17 protein-coding genes are annotated in these 17,647 nt (G+C 71.5%); 6 read left to right on the top strand and 11 right to left on the bottom strand.

Annotated elements, in window-relative coordinates; translation table 11 throughout:
• Nucleotides 1-1,353, top strand: coding sequence for a hypothetical protein (locus AWC03_RS13020; protein ID WP_085240877.1), 1,353 nt, complete (start codon nt 1-3; stop codon nt 1,351-1,353).
• Between the two features lie 105 nt (nt 1,354-1,458).
• Entirely contained in the window at nt 1,459-2,907 is a 1,449-nt protein-coding gene (locus AWC03_RS13015) for an MFS transporter (RefSeq protein WP_085240876.1), read from the top strand.
• 12 nt (nt 2,908-2,919) lie between these two features.
• Here AWC03_RS13015 and AWC03_RS13010 read toward each other — a convergent pair whose 3' ends face one another.
• Genes AWC03_RS13010 through AWC03_RS13000 form a run of 3 tightly spaced genes read right to left on the bottom strand, consistent with a single transcriptional unit; the run spans nt 2,920 to nt 5,781 of the window.
• The gene (locus tag AWC03_RS13010) at nt 2,920-3,582 is read right to left on the bottom strand and encodes a TIGR04282 family arsenosugar biosynthesis glycosyltransferase (protein WP_085240875.1); all 663 of its coding nucleotides are present in this window, start codon (nt 3,580-3,582) and stop codon (nt 2,920-2,922) included.
• Complete coding sequence (locus AWC03_RS13005) at nt 3,579-4,232, bottom strand: glycosyltransferase family 2 protein (protein ID WP_085240874.1); 654 nt, start codon at nt 4,230-4,232, stop codon at nt 3,579-3,581. The genes AWC03_RS13010 and AWC03_RS13005 overlap by 4 nt, the downstream gene beginning before the upstream one ends.
• Nucleotides 4,233-4,239: 7 nt before the next feature.
• Nucleotides 4,240-5,781, bottom strand: coding sequence for a DUF7159 family protein (locus AWC03_RS13000; RefSeq protein ID WP_085240873.1), 1,542 nt, complete (start codon nt 5,779-5,781; stop codon nt 4,240-4,242).
• A gap of 374 nt (nt 5,782-6,155) precedes the next feature.
• Here AWC03_RS13000 and AWC03_RS12995 point away from each other — a divergent pair, with 374 nt between their 5' ends.
• Complete coding sequence (locus AWC03_RS12995) at nt 6,156-7,730, top strand: DUF7937 domain-containing protein (RefSeq protein WP_249025875.1); 1,575 nt, start codon at nt 6,156-6,158, stop codon at nt 7,728-7,730.
• A 5-nt stretch (nt 7,731-7,735) separates the two neighbouring features.
• Here AWC03_RS12995 and AWC03_RS12990 read toward each other — a convergent pair whose 3' ends face one another.
• Entirely contained in the window at nt 7,736-8,767 is a 1,032-nt protein-coding gene (locus AWC03_RS12990; protein ID WP_085240871.1) for an NAD-dependent epimerase/dehydratase family protein, read from the bottom strand.
• Nucleotides 8,764-9,540, bottom strand: coding sequence for an S-methyl-5'-thioadenosine phosphorylase (locus AWC03_RS12985; RefSeq protein ID WP_249025872.1), 777 nt, complete (start codon nt 9,538-9,540; stop codon nt 8,764-8,766). The genes AWC03_RS12990 and AWC03_RS12985 overlap by 4 nt, the downstream gene beginning before the upstream one ends.
• Before the next feature lie 74 nt (nt 9,541-9,614).
• Here AWC03_RS12985 and AWC03_RS12980 point away from each other — a divergent pair, with 74 nt between their 5' ends.
• Both AWC03_RS12980 and fabH read left to right on the top strand, forming a co-directional pair.
• Nucleotides 9,615-10,487 (top strand): 1,4-dihydroxy-2-naphthoate polyprenyltransferase, encoded by an 873-nt coding sequence (locus AWC03_RS12980; RefSeq protein ID WP_085240869.1) that lies wholly within the window; start codon nt 9,615-9,617, stop codon nt 10,485-10,487.
• A 166-nt stretch (nt 10,488-10,653) separates the two neighbouring features.
• Nucleotides 10,654-11,661, top strand: coding sequence for a beta-ketoacyl-ACP synthase III (fabH, locus tag AWC03_RS12975; protein WP_085240868.1), 1,008 nt, complete (start codon nt 10,654-10,656; stop codon nt 11,659-11,661).
• A gap of 6 nt (nt 11,662-11,667) precedes the next feature.
• Here the strand turns inward: fabH and AWC03_RS12970 are convergent, their stop codons facing one another.
• On the bottom strand, nt 11,668-11,985 hold the full coding sequence (locus AWC03_RS12970; RefSeq protein WP_085240867.1) for a DUF4229 domain-containing protein: 318 nt from the start codon (nt 11,983-11,985) through the stop codon (nt 11,668-11,670).
• 99 nt (nt 11,986-12,084) lie between these two features.
• On the opposite strand from AWC03_RS12970, the gene AWC03_RS26920 reads away from it, so the two are divergent.
• The gene (locus AWC03_RS26920) at nt 12,085-12,243 is read left to right on the top strand and encodes a hypothetical protein (protein ID WP_142274984.1); all 159 of its coding nucleotides are present in this window, start codon (nt 12,085-12,087) and stop codon (nt 12,241-12,243) included.
• A gap of 8 nt (nt 12,244-12,251) precedes the next feature.
• Here AWC03_RS26920 and AWC03_RS12965 read toward each other — a convergent pair whose 3' ends face one another.
• From AWC03_RS12965 to AWC03_RS12945, 5 genes are all read right to left on the bottom strand, one after another.
• Nucleotides 12,252-13,553 carry a MinD/ParA family ATP-binding protein gene (locus AWC03_RS12965; RefSeq protein ID WP_244275172.1) on the bottom strand — a complete coding sequence of 434 codons (1,302 nt, stop codon included), beginning with the start codon at nt 13,551-13,553 and terminating at the stop codon, nt 12,252-12,254.
• A 43-nt stretch (nt 13,554-13,596) separates the two neighbouring features.
• Nucleotides 13,597-14,574 carry a c-type cytochrome biogenesis protein CcsB gene (gene ccsB, locus AWC03_RS12960; RefSeq protein WP_085240865.1) on the bottom strand — a complete coding sequence of 326 codons (978 nt, stop codon included), beginning with the start codon at nt 14,572-14,574 and terminating at the stop codon, nt 13,597-13,599.
• Nucleotides 14,571-16,160 carry a cytochrome c biogenesis protein ResB gene (locus tag AWC03_RS12955; protein WP_085240864.1) on the bottom strand — a complete coding sequence of 530 codons (1,590 nt, stop codon included), beginning with the start codon at nt 16,158-16,160 and terminating at the stop codon, nt 14,571-14,573. The genes ccsB and AWC03_RS12955 overlap by 4 nt, the downstream gene beginning before the upstream one ends.
• 122 nt (nt 16,161-16,282) lie before the next feature.
• Nucleotides 16,283-17,062: a cytochrome c biogenesis CcdA family protein gene (locus AWC03_RS12950; protein WP_085240863.1), complete on the bottom strand. Its 780-nt coding sequence runs from the start codon at nt 17,060-17,062 to the stop codon at nt 16,283-16,285.
• Nucleotides 17,059-17,646: a TlpA disulfide reductase family protein gene (locus AWC03_RS12945; RefSeq protein WP_085240862.1), complete on the bottom strand. Its 588-nt coding sequence runs from the start codon at nt 17,644-17,646 to the stop codon at nt 17,059-17,061. Before AWC03_RS12945 ends, AWC03_RS12950 begins: the two co-directional genes overlap by 4 nt.
• Nucleotide 17,647 lies beyond the last annotated feature (1 nt).

Here is a 17,647-nt window from a genome sequence, read left to right as displayed (position 1 = left end):
GTGAGGGTGGCACGTCGGGAGTTACCGGCCGTCGCGATCGGGGTGATCCTGGTGGGCGCGGCGTTCGTGTTGCCGCGGCTGCACTGGGGCGTCCGGCCGCGCACCGATGTGGGTGAGGAACGGTTCGGCACGCACGCCGGCGCCGCGCCGATTTTCGGCGCCTGGGAGATCCACGCCAGCTGGGGCACCGGGCCGGCCATCGCCATCGCGGTGGCCGCGGTGATTTGGGGATCGACGCTGGCGCAACGTGTTTCGTGGCGAGCGTTGACGCTGGGCAGCTGGGCCACCGCCTGCGGTTGGGCGTTTGCGCTGGCGATGATCGACGGCTGGCAGCGCGGCTTCGCCGGCCGGCTGACCACCCGGGACGAGTACCTGTCACAGGTGCCGGGCATCACCGACATCCCGGCCGCAGTGCGCACGTTCTCGAGCCGGATCGTCGACTACCAGCCGAACTCGTGGACCACGCACGTCTCCGGGCACCCGCCCGGCGCGCTGCTGACATTCGTCTGGCTCGACCGGATCGGCCTGCACGGGGGCGCCTGGGCTGGGCTGCTGTGCCTGCTGGCCGGGTCCAGTGCGGCGGCCGCGGTGCTGATCGCCGTCCGCGCGCTGGCCGACGAGCAGACCGCGCGCCGCGCCGCGCCGTTCGTCGCCGTGGCGCCGACGGCGATCTGGGTGGCGGTGTCGGCCGACGGGTACTTCGCCGGGGTCGCCGCGTGGGGTATCGCGCTGTTGGCCGTGGCGGTGCACCGGCGCGTCCGGTTTCCGGCGTGGGCGGCCGCCGCGGCGGGCCTGCTGCTGGGCTGGGGCGTGTTCTGCAACTACGGCCTGATGTTGATGGGGCTGCCGGCGGCGGCGGTGCTGGCATCGGCCGCCGACTGGCGGGCCGCGCTCCGGGCGCTCGGCCCGGCGACGCTGGCGGCCGTGGCGGTGGCGGTGGCTTTCGCGGTCTCGGGGTTCTATTGGTTCGACGGCTATACCCTTGTGCAGCAACGCTATTGGCAGGGCATCGCCAAAGACCGGCCATTTCCGTACTGGAGTTGGGCCAACCTGGCGTCCGTCGTGTGCGCGATCGGGTTGGGCAGCGTCGCCGGCGTCAGCCGGGTGTTCGACCGGGCGGCCATCCGGCGCCGCTCCGGGTTCCACCTGCTGCTGCTGGCCGTGCTGGCCGCGATCGCCTGCGCGGATCTGAGCATGCTCAGCAAGGCCGAGGTCGAGCGGATCTGGCTGCCCTTCACCATCTGGCTCACCGCGGCGCCCGCGCTGCTGCCCGTCCGGTCGCACCGGGTGTGGCTGGCGCTCAACGCCGTGGGAGCCCTGCTGCTCAACACCATCATCGTGACCAACTGGTAGGTCGACGTGGGCCGGGATTCACCGGTTACTCACAGCTTTCGCGAACCTTACGAACGATTCCCCGGTCTACCGTCGACGTCGGCAACCGTTTGATTAGGGGGTTTAATGGGCCGCGCGCACCGACTCGTCGACTGGAATCCCGAGGACGTCATCGCTTGGGAGGGCGGCAACAAAAAGATCGCGCGACGCAACCTGCTCTGCATGATGGCGGCCGACCATGTCGCCTTCTCGATCTGGGCCCTCTGGTCGGTAATGGTGCTGTTCATGCCCCAATCCGTGTACGGCTTCTCGACGGCCGACAAGCTACTGCTCGGCGCCATCGCCACGCTGAGCGGGGCGTCCCTGCGCATTCCCTACACGTTGGGCATTGCCAGCTTCGGCGGCCGCAACTGGACCACGTTTTCGGCGGCGGTGCTGCTGATCCCCACCGCCGGAACCATGGTGCTGCTGGCCAACCCGGGCCTGCCGCTGTGGCCGTATGCGGTGTGCGCGGCACTGACCGGATGCGGCGGCGCGAACTACGCCGCGTCGCTGGCCAACGTCAATGCCTTCTACCCCCATCGGCTCAAGGGCTCGGCACTGGGGCTCAGCGCCGGTGTAGGCAACCTCGGCGTGGCGGGCGTGCAGCTGGTCGGGTTGTTGGTGATCGCCGTCGCCGGAAACCGCCAGCCCTACTGGGTGTGTTCGGTGTACCTGGTGCTGCTGGCGGTGGTCGCGATCGCGGCGGCACGGTTCATGGACAACCTGGAGCACGGCATCGAGGTGGCCACCGTGCGGTCGGTGATGTTCGAGCGCGACACCTGGGTACTCGCGCTCCTCTACGTCGGCACCTTCGGGACCTTCATCGGGTTCTCGTTCGCGTTCGCACAGGTGCTGCAGATCAATTTCGTCGCCAGCGGGCAGGGCGCCGCGCAAGCGTCGCTGCACGCCGCCCAGCTCGCCTTCGTCGGCCCCCTGCTGGGATCCCTGTCCCGGATCTACGGCGGCAGGCTGGCCGACCGCTACGGCGGCAACCGCGTCACCCTGGCCGTCTTCGCGGGGATGGTCGTCGCGACCGCGGTGCTGACCGGTGTCGCGACTCACGATGACCACAGTCACCGCCCGACGAGCGGTGCCACCATGGCCGGCTACATCGTCTGCCTGCTCGTGCTGTTTCTGCTGGCCGGCCTCGGCAAGGGGTCCGTGTTCAAGCTGATCCCGGCGGTGATCGAAGCACGCAGTCACACGCTCGACGTCACCGAAGCCGAGCGTTGCCATTGGTCACGCAACATGTCGGGGGCGTTGATCGGGTTCGCCGCCGCCGCAGGCGCGTTCGGTGGCGTCGCGGTCAATCTCGCGCTGCGGCAGTCCTATCAGAGCACCGGCTCCGACTCGGCAGCGTTCGGTCTGTTCTTGGTGATGTATGTCGCCGCCGCCATCATCACGTGGACCATGTACGTCCGGCGCCCCTTCGCCGGGAAGTCTGCCGCGGTGCTCACCCGGCCGGTGGCCGAACCGGCGCTGGTCGATGCGGGCGTCGGTCCATCGACCGCACCGACGCAAGCCGATTTCTGACGCATAGTGGCTTCACAGGCCGGCCGCGCGGGTGACTCGCGCGAAACGACTGGCCTGCCCGCACGCCTGGCGCACCGCGGCGACGTCGCCCAGCACGTCGATGTCGGCTAACCGCGGCACGGGCGTGACGTCAATGTTGTTGTCGCGCAGGGCTTTCAGGGTGAGTGTGCCGGTATCGCGCTGAGACATCGGGACGGTGCGCAGGCATTCGGCCATGGCGGGCGCCGCCACGCCGAGCACCCACCAACCGCCGTCGTGGGCCAATCCGAGCACGGCCGGCGCCGCCATCAGTCGGCGCGCGCAATCGGTCAGCAGCTCGGTGGTCACCTGCGGGGTGTCCATCCCGATCTGCAGCACCGGGAAGCCGTCCGCGGCGTCGGCATGGGCGTTGGCGAGCCGGTCGGCGAAGTCCTCGCCGCGCTGCGGAATCACCGTGAAGGACCGCAGCCGGTGCCCGATCTCGCCGGCGCCGGCCGCGCGGTCGAGGTCACCGGTCATGGCGACCACCCGGTTGGCCACCGGCGCGGCGGCCACCGCGTCCAGCGTGTCCAGCAGCGCGGCCGCGGCGATCTCGGCGGCGACGGCGTCCCCGACGCTGGCCGCCAGCCTGGTCTTGGCCCGGCCCGGTTCCGGCGCCTTGGCGACCACCAGCAGCGTCACCGGCAACACGCTCACGAGATCACCTTCCAGAAGTCGAGGATCGCGGTGATGCTCCCCCGCAGCGAACCGCTGACCTTCGACTTACCGCCGGTGCGGGGACCATAGCTGACGTCGAGTTCGACCACGCGCCAGCCGGCCGCCGCGGCGCGCACCAGCAGCTCCAGCGGATAACCCGAACGCCGGTCGACGACGCCGAGGTTCAGCAGCGCCTCGCGCCGGGCCACCCGCATCGGCGCGATGTCATGCACCGGCAGTCCGTGGCGGGTGCGCAGCCGCCAGCTCATCACCACGGTGCCGACCCGGGCGACCCACGGCCAGTGCAGGCCGGCCACCGGCCGGCGCCGCCCGATCACCAGGTCCGCACCCTGCTCGAGCGCGGCGACCAGCCGCGGCAGGTCGCCGGGGTCCATGGAGCCGTCGGCGTCGATCACCGCCACGATCGGGGTGATCGCCGCCACCACGCCCGCGTGCACCGCCGAGCCGTAGCCGGCCCGCGGCTCGGCGACGACCTGGGCGCCGTGCCGCCGCGCGACGCCGGCGGTGTCGTCGGTGCTGTTGTTGTCGACCACCAGCGCCCGATATCCGGCGGGTATACCCGCCAGCACGCCGGGCAACGACTCCTCTTCGTTCAAACAGGGCAGCACCACCGTGACGGCGTCGGGCATGGAGGTCTCAGAACCCGCGATGGCTGCGCGGCTGCTGCGGGACGAGCGTCTCCTGCGAATGCGTGGGCGGCGCGGTCTCTTGCGTCTGTGTGTGCGGCGGCGGCGAGTACGAGGTCGTCGGCGGCGAATACGACGTCGTCGGCGGCGAATACGAGGTCGTCGGCGGGCTGTTCGTCGTGGTCGGCGGCGAATACGACGTCGTCGGCGGCGAATACGACGTCGTCGGCGGCGACGGCGTGATCGTCGTCGTGGACGGCGGGTTGTACGGCGGCTGCGGGTAGCCCGGTTGCCAGCCCGGGAACGGAACGATGATCGGGACGGGAACGGGCACAGCGGGATTCGGGTTCGGCACGACGCCCGGGGCGCCGGGCGCGACCGGCGCGGCGGGACCGGGTCCCGATGGCGGCGCCACCTGTTGCGGAACGGCGGCGGGAGCCGGGATGGTGCCGCCCTGGAATCCGGCGTTGGGCTGGTCCACGGGGGGCGGCGGCACGGGCGCCTGCTGCTGCGTCGGCAACAGCGGCATGAACTTGCCCGGAGCGGCGTTCTGGTGCCCGACGACGGGCTGTTGACTCGCGGTGGGACGCACGGCGATGGCGATCGCGGCGGCCAGCGACGCGAACCCGATGACGGCGAAGGCGATCACGGCGTTGCCGACCACCAAGGACCGGCGGCTCAGGCGCGAGGGAATGGCCTCGGTCTCGTCGACGGTGTCGTATTCGTCGAATCCGGGGCCGTATTCGTCGCCGGCGAACGGCTCGGCGTCATCCGCCATCGAATAGGCCAGCTGCGGTTCCTCTGCGGCCGGCGGCGGCACGACCGTCGTCTCGTCCCCGGTTGGCGCGGGTGCCATCGCGGTCTCGTCTCCGGTGAGGCCCAGGGCCGGCGCCATCGCCGTCGCATCGCCGGCGGGCAGGGCGGCCATCGCGGCGCCGCGGGCGACCGCGAACGCGGGTTCGTCGGCCACCTGCACCCGCATGGTGGACGCGTCGCGGAGCTGGTCGGCGACCTGGGCCAGCTCGGGGGAGGCGCCCACCAGGTAGACCTCGCCCGCGGCGTCGGGCCGGGCGCTGAGCTGGGCCATCATCGTGTTGAACGTCGCGGTCGCGTCGCCGCCCGCGAGCGGTTCGCCGGCCAGCACGGTCGGTGGGGAGCCCTGGTCGTCGGGGGCGCCCGGCACCGACAACGTCGCCGTCGCGTCGTCCATCACCAGCGCCGCGCCCGGCCGGCCGGCCGCCCGCATCAGGGCGGCCACGGCCTGCGACTGCGAGAGCACCTCGACGTTGGGAACACCGGAGTCTTCCAGCGCCTGGCGCAGCTGACCGGCCCGCGGATCGTCGCTCCAGCACACGCGGGTGCCGACCAGCCGGTGGTTCTCGTCGGCCAGCAACCGATTGGTGCCGACCACCGTCTCGGTGAGTTTGGCGACCGGGTTGTCCTCCAGGTTGACCACGGATTGGTCGATCACGTCGGCGCCCCGCGCGCCCGGCCCGACAAGCGCCAAGCGGGCAACGGGGCCCGTTACCGCGACCCCCAACACGACGTCCATCCCGGTTCTCCTTCGGCCGGTTACCCCACAACCAGCAATGTCCCGGCATCATTACACTTGCGATACCGTTGGCAGTATCCGTTATTCGGGCGACAAGGTTTGCCCCAAGCGCAGCGTAACCAGCTTCTCGAACTACAGAACGGTCGCCGCGGAATCCGCCGCGGCGAACGAACGGAGAATATGTTCGCAAGCGAGCAGTGCGGCCGGCCCGGCAGGGTAATCACCCGCCGCGCAACCGAACCAGCACCGCAACGGACCGTCGTCGAATCCCGGGGGGCATGGTGAGCCAGAGCAGCGACGACCCGCCCACCGGCCCCATCGATCCCGGGCAGGCGCACCGGACCACTCGCATCATCCGTGCGGCGCCAGGCGATTTGGCCCCGGCCGGCAATCCGACGCGACGCTGGCACGTCGTCAGCGACCTGATCGCCGTGGCGCTGCTGGTGATTGCCCTGTTCCTGCCGTGGAACCTGTACTTCGGTGTCGGGATCCCCGGCAGCAGCCCGGCGCTCTTCGCGGTGCTCGTCGCGGTCACCGCGCTGTCCGTCATCGCCGTCGCCGTGGCCGGTTCCTGGCGGTCCTCCGGCGCGCGGTTCAACCCCGCGGCGGCGGGCCGGCTTCGCCTGGCGCTCAACATCCCCTATGCGCTGCTGGTGCTGGGCTTCGTGGCGTTCGACGCGTTCCAGACCGTCCGGTTCGGCGGCACGGTGAACGTACCGGGCGGCGTGGGGCCGGGCGCGTGGGCGGGAATCGCCGGCTCGTTGCTGAGCGCGCAGGCGGTGGCCACCGGCGCGCGCTCGGGACCGGTTCCCGAAGGCGACGAGTACACCGGCTGGCTGAGGTCGGCCCGGGTCATCGGCTATGGGTCGATGGTGTTGGCGGTGCTCAGTTTCGGCTTCAACCTGTATTGGCGGATGCGCTACGCGCTGCAGAACGTCGACGGCGCCGCCGCGTTCGGCACGCAGAACGTCGCGGTCATCGTGACGGCGCTGGTCTACGGGGTGGTGGCGTTGGTCGCCGTGCTGGTCGCCGCCAGGTGGCTGCTGCGCGGCACCCGGGCGACCCGGCTGGCCACCGTCGCGCTCGGCGCGTCGACGCTGGTCGCCGGGATCCTGGTGTGGAGCCTGCCGTCGGGGCGCAACATCGACGCGTTCCACGGCATCGCGCAGAACACCTCGACCGCCGGGGTGGGGTTCGAGGGCTATCTGGCGTGGGCGGCCGCCGCGGGCATCTTCGCGCCGCGGACGCTGTTCGGTCACCGCAACACCACCGGGGCCGAGGAGAGCGCCTGGCGGGTGGCGGCCCGAAACGGCTTGCTGCTCATCGCCGTATGGGGCCTGGGTTCGATGGCGATGCGGCTGACGGATCTGTTCGTCTCGGTGAGCCTGGACTACCCCTTCTCCCGCTACGACAGTGTGGTGCTGGCGGCGTTCGACCTGGCCACCGCGGTCCTGGCGATCTGGCTGCGCATCAACCTTGGCGACGCCGCCCGCTCCGCGCGACTGATCTCGGCGCTGTGCGGGCTGGTCGCCACGCTGAGCGTCGCACGCGTCGTCGTCGGCGTGGCGCTGGCGCCGCGGTTCGCGGACTCACCCAATTCGCCTGCGCAGCATCCGGTCTACGGCAACGACCTCGCCCAGCAGATCACCAGCACCTTCGACGTGACGCTGTGCGGCCTGGCCCTGTGCATCCTCGGGGCCGCCGTCGTGACCGGGCAGCTGCGCGGCCGGCGCCTGCGCCGCCGCCGCGCCGTGCCCGGGCCCGCCGTCGCGGCGCCCAGTGCTCCCGCCGCCCCCAGGGCGCGCGTCCCGGTGGGCCACGCGGCCGCCCCGTCGGGCACGGAGACCACGCGGCTCACCACCGGCCCGCGGATCTTCCGGGGCGACGACTCCGCCACGCGCCAGATCCCGGTGCAGCGGCCCAAGATCTACCGCCCGCCGCAGGGATAACACGCTCAGCGAAGCGGCGCGAAGGCGAATTCCCGCAGCCCCTCGGCGGGGTCGATGGCCGCGCGGAAACCCAACACCTGCTCCGCCCGCGACGGGTCGGCGACGATGTGGCGCACGTCGCCGCTGCGGTACTGGCCGGTGATCACCGGCGAGAGCGCACCGCCGCGCGCATCGCACAGCGCGCCGGCCACCTGCAGGATCGACACCGGCCGCCCCGAACAGACGTTGACCGCGGCGAAGCCGTCGACCCCCGCGGTGACGGCCGCCAGGTTGGCGGCGGCCACGTCGTCGACGTGCACGAAATCGCGCATCTGGCCGCCGTCCTCGAAAACCCTTGGCGGCTGACCCTTTTCGAGCGAGGACCGGAAGATAGCCGCCACCCCGGAATAGGGGGTGTCGCGCGGCATCCCGGGGCCGTACACGTTGTGATACCGCAGCGCCACCACCGAGCCGCCCGTCGCCTCCGACCACGCCAGCGCGTAATGCTCCTGCGCGGTCTTGCTGGCCGCGTACAGGCTGCGCGGCCGCAGCGTGGCGTCCTCGTCGACCAGGCGCCACCGGAGCTCCTCGCCCCCGACCGGGCAGCGGTGTTCGAAGCGCCCCGCGTCGAGGTCGGCGCGCCGCCGCGGCAGGGGGTCGACGAACCCGTGTACCCCGCAGTGGTACCGGCCCTGGCCGTAGACCACCATCGACGACGCCAGCACCAGCCGGCGCACCCCGGCGGCGAACATCTGCGCGATCAGCACCGTGGTGGCGTAGTCGTTGTGACCGCCGTAGGCGGGGGCGTCGGCGGCGTCCACGCCCGCCCCCACCATCGCCGCCTGATGACACACCAGGTCCACCCCGTCCAGCAAGGGCGCCAGGGCGTCGGCATCGCGGACGTCGACGCGGTGACATCCTCGCGGCAGCACCGGATTCGGGCCGTGCGCGGCGGGCAGCAACGCGTCGACGCCCACGACGTCGTGCCCCGCCGCCCGCAGCGCCGCGTCCACCCGCGAGCCGATGAAACCGGCCGCGCCGGTGAGCAACACCCTCATGGCAACTCGACGGGCAGCGTGACGCCGGTGTGCGGCAGGCAGTGTGCGCAGTCGCGGTCACCGGCGACGCGGCCGATCGCCTCGCGCATCAGTTCTTTGAACGGACCGATGTTCTTCTCGAATTCGGCGAACACCTCGACGGTCGTCACGCCCTGGCCTACCGTCACGCCGGCGTCCAGGTCGGTGACCAAAGCGATTGCGGCGTAGCATATCTCGAGCTCCCGCGCGAGCACCGCCTCGGGGTAGCCGGTCATGTTGACCAGCGAGAAGCCGGCCGACGCGAACCATTGGCTCTCCGCGCGGGTGGAAAACCGCGGCCCCTGGATCACCACCATGGTGCCGCCGTCGACCACGCCGGGCAGCCCGGTGACCGCGGCGCGCAGGGCGGGACAGTACGGGTCGGCGAAGTCGACGTGGACGCCGCCGGAGTCGAAGTAGGTGTCGGGGCGGCCGCTGGTGCGATCGACCAGCTGATCGGGCACCACGATCGCGCCGGGACCGTTCTCGGGTTTGAGGCTGCCGACGGCGCACGGGGCGAAGATCCGCCGCACCCCGAGCTTGCGCAACGCCCACATGTTGGCCCGGTAGGGCACCGTGTGCGCCGAGAACTGGTGGCTGGCGCCGTGCCGGGGCAGGAAGGCGACCTGGTGTCCCCCGACGGCGCCGACCGTCACCGGGGCGCTGGGCGGGCCGTACGGGGTGTCGACGTCGACGGCGCGGGTGTCGGAGTCGAAGAAGGTGTAGAAGCCGCTGCCACCGATGACTCCGAGCATCCGCCCATTGTGGTGCATGGCCCGCGCCCGATCGCGGGTGCGGGGGCGCCGCCGGCTCCTGGCAGGATGCGTGCGTGGCCAATTTCGGGCAGTGGATCTCGGGCGCGCGGCCGCGGACGCTGCCCAACGCGGTGGCGCCGGTCGTCGCGGGCACCGGCGCGGCGGCGTGGCTGCACGCCGCGGTGTGGTGGAAGGCGCTGCTGGCGCTGGCCGTGGCGCTCGCGCTGACGGTCGGGGTCAACTACGCCAACGACTACTCCGACGGCATTCGCGGCACCGACGACGACCGGGCCGGCCCGGTGCGCCTGGTGGGTTCGCGGCTGGCCACCCCGCGGTCGGTGCTGGCGGCCGCCATCGCCAGCCTGGCGATCGGGGCGGCCGCCGGTGTGGCGCTCGCTCTGGTCAGCGCGCCATGGCTGATCGCGGTGGGCGCGGCGTGTATCGCCGGTGCATGGCTGTACACCGGCGGCTCGAAACCGTACGGCTACGCCGGCTTCGGTGAAATCGCGGTGTTCGTGTTCTTCGGCCTGGTGGCCGTGCTCGGCACGGAGTACACGCAGGCGTTGCGGGTGGACTGGGTGGGGCTGGCGCTGGCGGTGTCGATCGGGGCGCTGTCGTCGTCGGTGCTGGTGGCCAACAACCTGCGCGACATTCCCACCGATGCGCGGTCGGGGAAGATCACCCTGGCGGTGCGCCTGGGCGATGCCCGCACCCGCGCGCTGTATCAGGCGCTGCTGGCGACCGCCGGGGTGTTGACCCTGGTGCTGATGGCGGCCACGCCGTGGTGCGCGGTGGGACTGGTGGCCACGCCGCTGGCGCTGCGCGCGGCCCGTCCGGTGCGCTCGGGGCGCGGGGGCCCGGAGTTGATTCCCGTGCTGCGCGACACCGGCCTGGCCATGGTCGTCTGGGCCGTCGCGGTCGCCGCGGCGCTGGCGCTGGCCGGCTGATCGGCCGTGCGCCGGCGGCGTTGACCGTGCGCCCGCGGCGGGGCTGTTCGGCGTGTCGGCCGCCGCAAAGGCACACTCGAGTGCACCGGCGGGGGCGGATTCGATAACAATGGGTGACCGGCGTCGGGACGATGGCCGTTGTAGCGAGCACCGATCGGGGACAGCAATGAAGCAGATCGCCGCAACCAGCGGACCGAAGAACATCGGGTTGCTCAGTGTCGGGGCGTACCGCCCCGAACGAGTGGTCACCAACGACGAGATCTGCGAGAACATCGACTCCTCCGATGAGTGGATCTTCACCAGGACCGGGATCAAGACCCGCCGATTCGCCGCCCGGGACGAATCCGCCGCGTCCATGGCCACCGAGGCGGGTCGCGAGGCCATCGCGAGGGCCGGGCTGACGCCGTCGGACATCGACTGCGTGATCGTCGCGACCAGCACGCATTTCCTGCAGACCCCCGCCTGCGCGCCGGCGGTCGCCGCGGCACTGGGCGCCACCGGCGTGCCCGCGTTCGACGTCTCGGCGGGGTGCGCGGGCTTCGGTTACGCGCTCGGCGTCGCCGCGGACATGATCCGCGGCGGGACCGCTACCAAGGTGCTGGTCCTCGGCTCGGAGAAGCTGTCGCCCACGGTGGACATGCAGGACCGCACCAACTGCTTCATCTTCGCCGACGGAGCGGCGGGCGTGGTGGTCGGCGAGACGCCCGATCAGGGGATCGGCCCGACCGTCTGGGGCAGTGACGGCGAGCAGGCCCTGGCCATACGCCAGGACATCGACTGGATCGACTACATGGACGCCCCGACGGGCCCCCGCCCATTCCTGCGGCTGGAAGGCAGCGCGGTGTTCCGGTGGGCCGCATTCGAGATGGGCAAGGTCGGCCGCCAGGCGATGGACGCCGCGGGCATCCGGCCCGACGAGATCGACGTGTTCGTGCCGCACCAGGCCAACAGCCGCATCAACGAGGTCCTGGCCAAGAGCCTGGAGCTGCGGCCGGACGCCGTCCTCGCCAACGACATCGAGCACACCGGGAACACCTCGGCGGCGTCCATTCCCCTGGCGATGGCCGAACTGCTGGCCACCGGGGCGGCCAAGCCGGGCGACCTGGCGCTGCTGATCGGGTACGGCGCGGGCCTCAGTTACGCCGCGCAGGTCGTGCGGATGCCCAACCGCTGATCGATCTCACGCGTCGTCGCTGCCCGCGTCGGGCGGCTCCTCGCCGTGCAAGCGCGCCCGCAGCTGTTCGCGCTCCCGGCGCCGCCGCTCACCGGCGATCGCCAACGATGCGGTGGCGCGCCGGCGCAGCGGGCCGAACAGCCAGATGCCCAGGGGCATCGCGATGATCAGGGCGAACAACGCGGCGACCGCGATCGGGAATTCGCCCACGCCCATCAGGCGCGCCGCCCCGTAGATCGCGGCGGCGAGCGCCACCGCCAGCAGCAGTCGCGCGGCCGCGTAGAGCGAGACGTCGACGACCGCCCGATGGCGGGTGCCCTGCACCCGGCCCTCGTCCGCGCGGTCCCCAGTGCTGTTGTCGCTAGCTCCTTCTGGCACAGGGAGAGCCTACGACGCGGGTATATTCGTCAGAGGAGGTGTTGAGTGCTCTACCTGCTGCTCGTCCTGATGTTGGGGACGCTGATCTACGTTGGCTGGCGGACGGCGCGGTCGCAAATCAACCGGCCCAAGACGCGCGTCATCGGGCCCGACGACGATCCAGAGTTCTTGCGGCGGTTGGGTCACGGGGACAACCCCCGCTAAGCGTCCCTCTATGCGACCCCGGGGTTGCGCTGGTCGCCCGGGAATCCCTCGGCCACAATGGCCGCCAGCTCGGTGAGCGCCTCGCGGGTCGACCGCTTCAGCCGGTCCAAGTCGATCTCGGCGCCCTCTTCGAGGTGCGGGTCGAACGGCACCACCTGGACCGCGCGGCAGCGTCGGGAGAAGTGGTCGACCACCTTGTTCATGTCGACCTTGCCCGTCCGTGGCCGGACCCCGTTGATGACCGCGATCGAGTTGCGGACCATTTCCTCGTGGCCGTGCGCGTCCAGCCAGTCCAGCGTCGCCGACGCGCTGCGCGCGCCGTCGATGGACCCGGAGCTGACGACGACGAGCACGTCGGCCTTGTCCAGCACCGCGGACATCGCCGAGTGCAGCAGCCCCGGCCCGCAGTCGGTGAGCACCAAGCCGTAGAACCGTTCCAGGACGTCCAGGACCCGGTTGTAGTCGTCGGCGCCGAACGCCTCCGAGACGGCCGGGTCGGTCTCCGAGGCCAGCACTTCCAGCCCGCTCGGACCCTTGGAGGTGTAGCGGCGGACATCGCTGTAGCGCTCGATGCTCCCGGCGTCGTGCAACAACTGACGCACCGTCGCCGCCGTCTCCAGCGGAATCTTCTGGCTCAGCGTGCCGCGGTCGGGGTTGGCGTCGACCGCGATCACCCGGTCACCGCGGATGGAGGCGAAGGTCGCGCCCATGGTGGCGGCGATGGTCGTCTTGCCGACGCCGCCCTTCAGCGACACCAGCGCGATCCGGTAGCACCCGCGCAACGGCCGGTTCACCTGCGCCACCAGGTTGTTGTAGCGGGCGGCCCGGGGGCTCTCCCCCAGGTTGATCAGGTGGCCGGACAGGTCGTAGAGCAGCCGGCGCCAGCCCTCCGACGGTGGCGGCTTGACCGGCCGCAGCAACATGCCGGTGGACAGCTCCGGGTACGGCGTGTGCGGCAGCGGCTCGGGCCGCGGCGGGGGTTGCATGGGCGGCGCCTCGACCGGCCCCGTGTAGTAGGCGCCGTACGCGGTCGGGTCGACCCGCGGGATACCGGTCACCGGGGTGGAATCCCACGGCGGCATCCCGGCCGGCCTGGGCATGGTGGGGGGCGCCGCATCGCGCCGCTCGGGACCCGGAACCCGCCGCTCGGTGCGGAACCCGGCGAAGACACGGGTCGGCGCCTCGCCGGCGTCGGCCGGCGGCTCGTCGGCGTTCGGTGCTGGTGACGGCGGGTCGGACGGCCCCTGCGGAGCCAATTGCGTGGTCGGTTGATCGGGCGCCTCAACGCCCGTCGATGGCTGATCGGACACGTGCACTCCCCCTTGTCGTATTACCCGGGTCGGTCGCTGGCGGTCACCCCACGCCCGCATACGAATGCAGGCCCACAGTGACCAGGTTAACGAAGAACAGATTGAAGACCATGGCCACGAATCCCGCGACGTTGATCCAGGCCGCCTTCCTGTCCCGCCATCCCGCCGTCGACCTGGCGTGCAGGTAGGCGGCGTAGATCACCCATGCGACGAAGGACACGGTCTCCTTGGGGTCCCAGCCCCAGTACCGGCCCCAGGCCTCCTCCGCCCAGATCGCCCCGAAGATCACCCCGAAGCCGAACACCGGGAAGGCGAAGATGGTGGTCCGGTAGGCGACGCGGTCCAGCGTCTGCGCGTCGGGGAACCGCCGCACCATCCGGGCCAGGGCGCCGTCGGCGTCCTCGTCGCCGAGCCGGGAGGTGCGCAGCAGGAAGAGGATGCTGGCGATGCCGGCGACCATGAAGACCCCGGAACCCAGGCTGACCACCGACACGTGGATGGGCAGCCAATAGGACTGCAGCGCGGGCATCACCGGGGCGGCGTTGGTGTAGAGCCAGCGCCCGGAGACGGTCAGCAGGATCAGCACCGGCACCAGCAGGAAAACCCACAGCGGGCGGTATTGCGGGCGGCGCAGCACGAAGGCCCCGGCCAGCAGCCCGCACATGCAGGTCAGGTTGATGAACTCGTACATGTTGCCCCACGGCGCGCGCAGGGTGGCCAGGCCGCGCAGCACGATGCAGGCGAACAGCAGGCCGATGCCGAGGTAGACGACGGCCAGCCCCGCCCGCCCGACCCGCTCGTCCAGCGGCCGGCGGGGGGCGTCGTCCACGATGCCCGGAGTGAAGCTGTCGGAGGACACCGCGCCGGCCAACACCCGCTCACGCTGGTCGACGCGGCGGCCGCCGGCATAGGCCAGCTCGAAGGCCAGCAGCAGCAACGCGATGACCAGCGCGACGACGGCGGACGTGAACGCCCAGTCGGAGTAGCGCGCCAAGCCGATGTTGACGTGCACCGTGTTCATTTGACGTCCACCTGTGAACTCCTTCCGGAGGCGGGGGGCTTGAGTGACGGCGCCGCGCCGGGCTCGCCCAGGCCGTTCAGCACCCGCTCCGTCAACCGCTCGAACTCGTCGCCCCACCCGGAGTTGTCGGTGCGCGCGAGCCCGCCCAATTCGACGTTCACCGTACCGGCCGCCTCGCCACCGGCCTCCGTGAGCCTCACCCACACCCGGCGGCGGCGCACCAGCAGCGATACCACCAGCCCGGCCATCATCGTGATGGCGAAGACCAGCACCCAGCTCTGCCCGGGGTCGTGGGAGACCTGCAGGTTGACGAAGGGCACCGCCCCGTCGAAGCGGACGACGGTGCCGGCCGCCGGGCCGGAGTCGATGCGCACTTCCTGCCCCGCGCGCAGGTTGACGCGCTTCTCCCTGGTCAGCCGGCCCTGCTGGATCAGCCGCGGGTCCAGCGTGAACAGCGATTGCGGCCGCCCGGTGTCCAGCCCGGTGTCGCCCCGGTAGATGTCGACGGCCACCGCCGGCGCGTCCAGGGCCGGGAAGCGCGACGACAACAGCGTCCCGTCGAGTTGCTCGGTCGGCGCCAGCAGGCCCTGGATGGCGATCTGGTGCTGGCGGCGCTCGACGGCGCTGGGGTAGCTGCCCGCGGGCGGGTCGATGCGCGCCACCCCCGACGAGAGCAGCGTCTGCGGGTTGTCGGGCCGCCACTGCACGGTCGACGTGCGCGTCTGCCCGTCCGGGAAGGTCACGGTGAAGGTGGGCGCGTAGCCGTGGCCCTGCAGGTACACCCGGTCACCGCCGACGCGCAGCGGGTGGTTGACCTCCAGCAGGTAGTGCCGCCAACTGTTGGCCGCCAGGTCCCGGCCGGCCTGGTAGTCGATGTCGGCGGCGAACGAGGTGGCCTGCCCCGACGGCAGGTAGTGGGCCTGAAAATCGTTGACGCGGATACAGATCGGGGTCAGCGAGGTGCCGTCGACGGTGTTGCCGGCGCGGAACGAGTCGAACGCGGCCGGGGAGGCCGAGCAGAAGCCAGGGCCGGAGTCGGCGATCACGATGACGTTGCCCTCGTACCCGAACAGCTTGCCGACGGCCACCGCGACCAGCAGGCCCAGCAGCGAGAAGTGGAAGGCGATGTTGCCGAATTCGCGCAGATAACCCTTTTCGGCGGACACCTCGACGACTTCGCCCTCGTGCCGGATGGCCGTGCGCCAGCCGCGGAGCCGGCCGGTGATGGTGTTGGCCAGGGCGTTGAGCTCGTCGGCGTCGGCGTGGATCCGGGCGCTGGCGTGCTTGGGCAGCCGGGCCAGGTTGCGCGGGGCTGCCACCGGGATGGCCCGCAGGCTGCGGGCGTGCTCGATCATCCGCGGCGTCAGGCAGCCGACCAGCGAGACGAACAACAGCACGTAGACGGCGGTGAACCAGAAGCTGGAGAACACGTTGAACGCCTGCAGCCGATCCAGCCACGGCCCGATGACGGGGTGGGCCTTCAGGTAGTCGTCGACCTTGCCGGCGTTGAGACTGCGCTGCGGCAGCAGCGCGCCGGGGATCGCGCCCAGCGCGAGCAGGAACAGCAGCACCAGCGCGGTGCCCATCGAGGTCAACGCGCGCCAGGTGTTGCGGGCCCGGGCACCAAGTGGCGCGAGCAGACGCAAAATCGCACTGGGACGGGCCTTTTCGTGCGATTTTGCGTCTGCTCGCGGTTCTACGGGGGCGCTCAAATCGGCAGCCTCACGTCGGACACGAAGGCGTCGCGCAGCCAGGAGACGAAGTCGTTCCACACCCCGGTCACCAGCAGGGCACCGACCGTGATGAGCAGCGCGCCGCCGAAGATCTGGATGGCCCGGGTGTGACGCCGCAGCCAGCCCAGCGCCCCCACGGCGCCCGCCGAGCCGAAGGCCAGCAGGACGAACGGGATGCCCAGGCCCAGGCAATAGGCGATCACCAGCACGATTCCCCGGGCCACGCTCGCGCCGTCGGTGGCCGAGGCCACGGTGATCACGCCGGCCAGCGTCGGCCCCAGGCAGGGCGTCCAGCCCAGCGCGAACACCGCGCCTAGCAGTGGCGCCCCGGCGACCGTCGTCAGCTGCCGCGGGCTGAACCGGGCCTGGCGTTGCAGGGCCGGGATCAGGCCGACGAAGACCAGGCCCATGACGATCGTCAGCACGCCCCCGACCCGCTGCAGCAGCAGCTGGTTGGTGATCAGCGTGGTCGTCATGCCGAGCACGGCGACGGTGCCCAGCACGAACACCGTGGTGAAGCCGGCGACGAAGAGCCCCGCCGAGCCCGCCACCCGCCACCGCGCCGACGGCGGGGCCTTGACGGCGCCCGGGGGCGGCTGCTCGTCCACGCCGACCACCGCCGCCAGGTAGGACAGGTAGCCCGGCACCAGCGGCACCACGCAGGGCGAGGCGAACGACACCAACCCCGCCAGCAGGCACACGCCCAGGGCCATCAGGAGCGGCCCGGCGGCGGCGATCTGGGTGAACCCGGTCATTCGCGGGCCACCTTCTGCACCACGGGCTGCAGGTCGGCGGCCAGCAACTCGCGCAGGAACACGGCCGCGACCCGGTGCTGACGGTCGAGCACGAGCGTGGACGGGATGACGGTGGTGGGGTACTTGCCGCCGAACGCGATCAGGGTGCGCATCGCCGGGTCGTAGATGGAGGGGAAGGTGACGCGGCGGTCGTTGACGAAGTCCAGCGCCGCCTGCCGGTTGCTGTCGCGCACGTCGATGCCGAGGAAGGACACCCCGGCGTCGCGGGTGGCGTCGTACACCTGCTGCAGCTGGCTGACCTCGGCCCGGCACGGGCCGCACCACTGCCCCCAGATGTTGATGACGACGACCCGGCCGGCGAAGATCGGGTCGTCCAGTGACAGCGTGTGCGCCGGGTCCGCCAGGTCGGGGCCGGACAGCGGGCCGGGGTGGCCGCGGCCCGACGGCGGGTTGTAGTAGATGTCGGTCTTCCCGCCCGGAGAGACGAATTCGAAGGTGCCGCCCTGGGCCACCGCGTCGCGACCGGACGAGCAGCCGGTGAGCAGGGCCGTCAACACGACCCCGGCCATCGCCAGTCGCCGCATG

Source organism: Mycobacterium europaeum (assembly GCF_002102155.1).
Taxonomy (GTDB): Bacteria; Actinomycetota; Actinomycetes; order Mycobacteriales; family Mycobacteriaceae; genus Mycobacterium; species Mycobacterium europaeum.
Note: the sequence above shows the minus strand (reverse complement) of the source record. Positions and strands in the feature narration are given on the sequence as shown.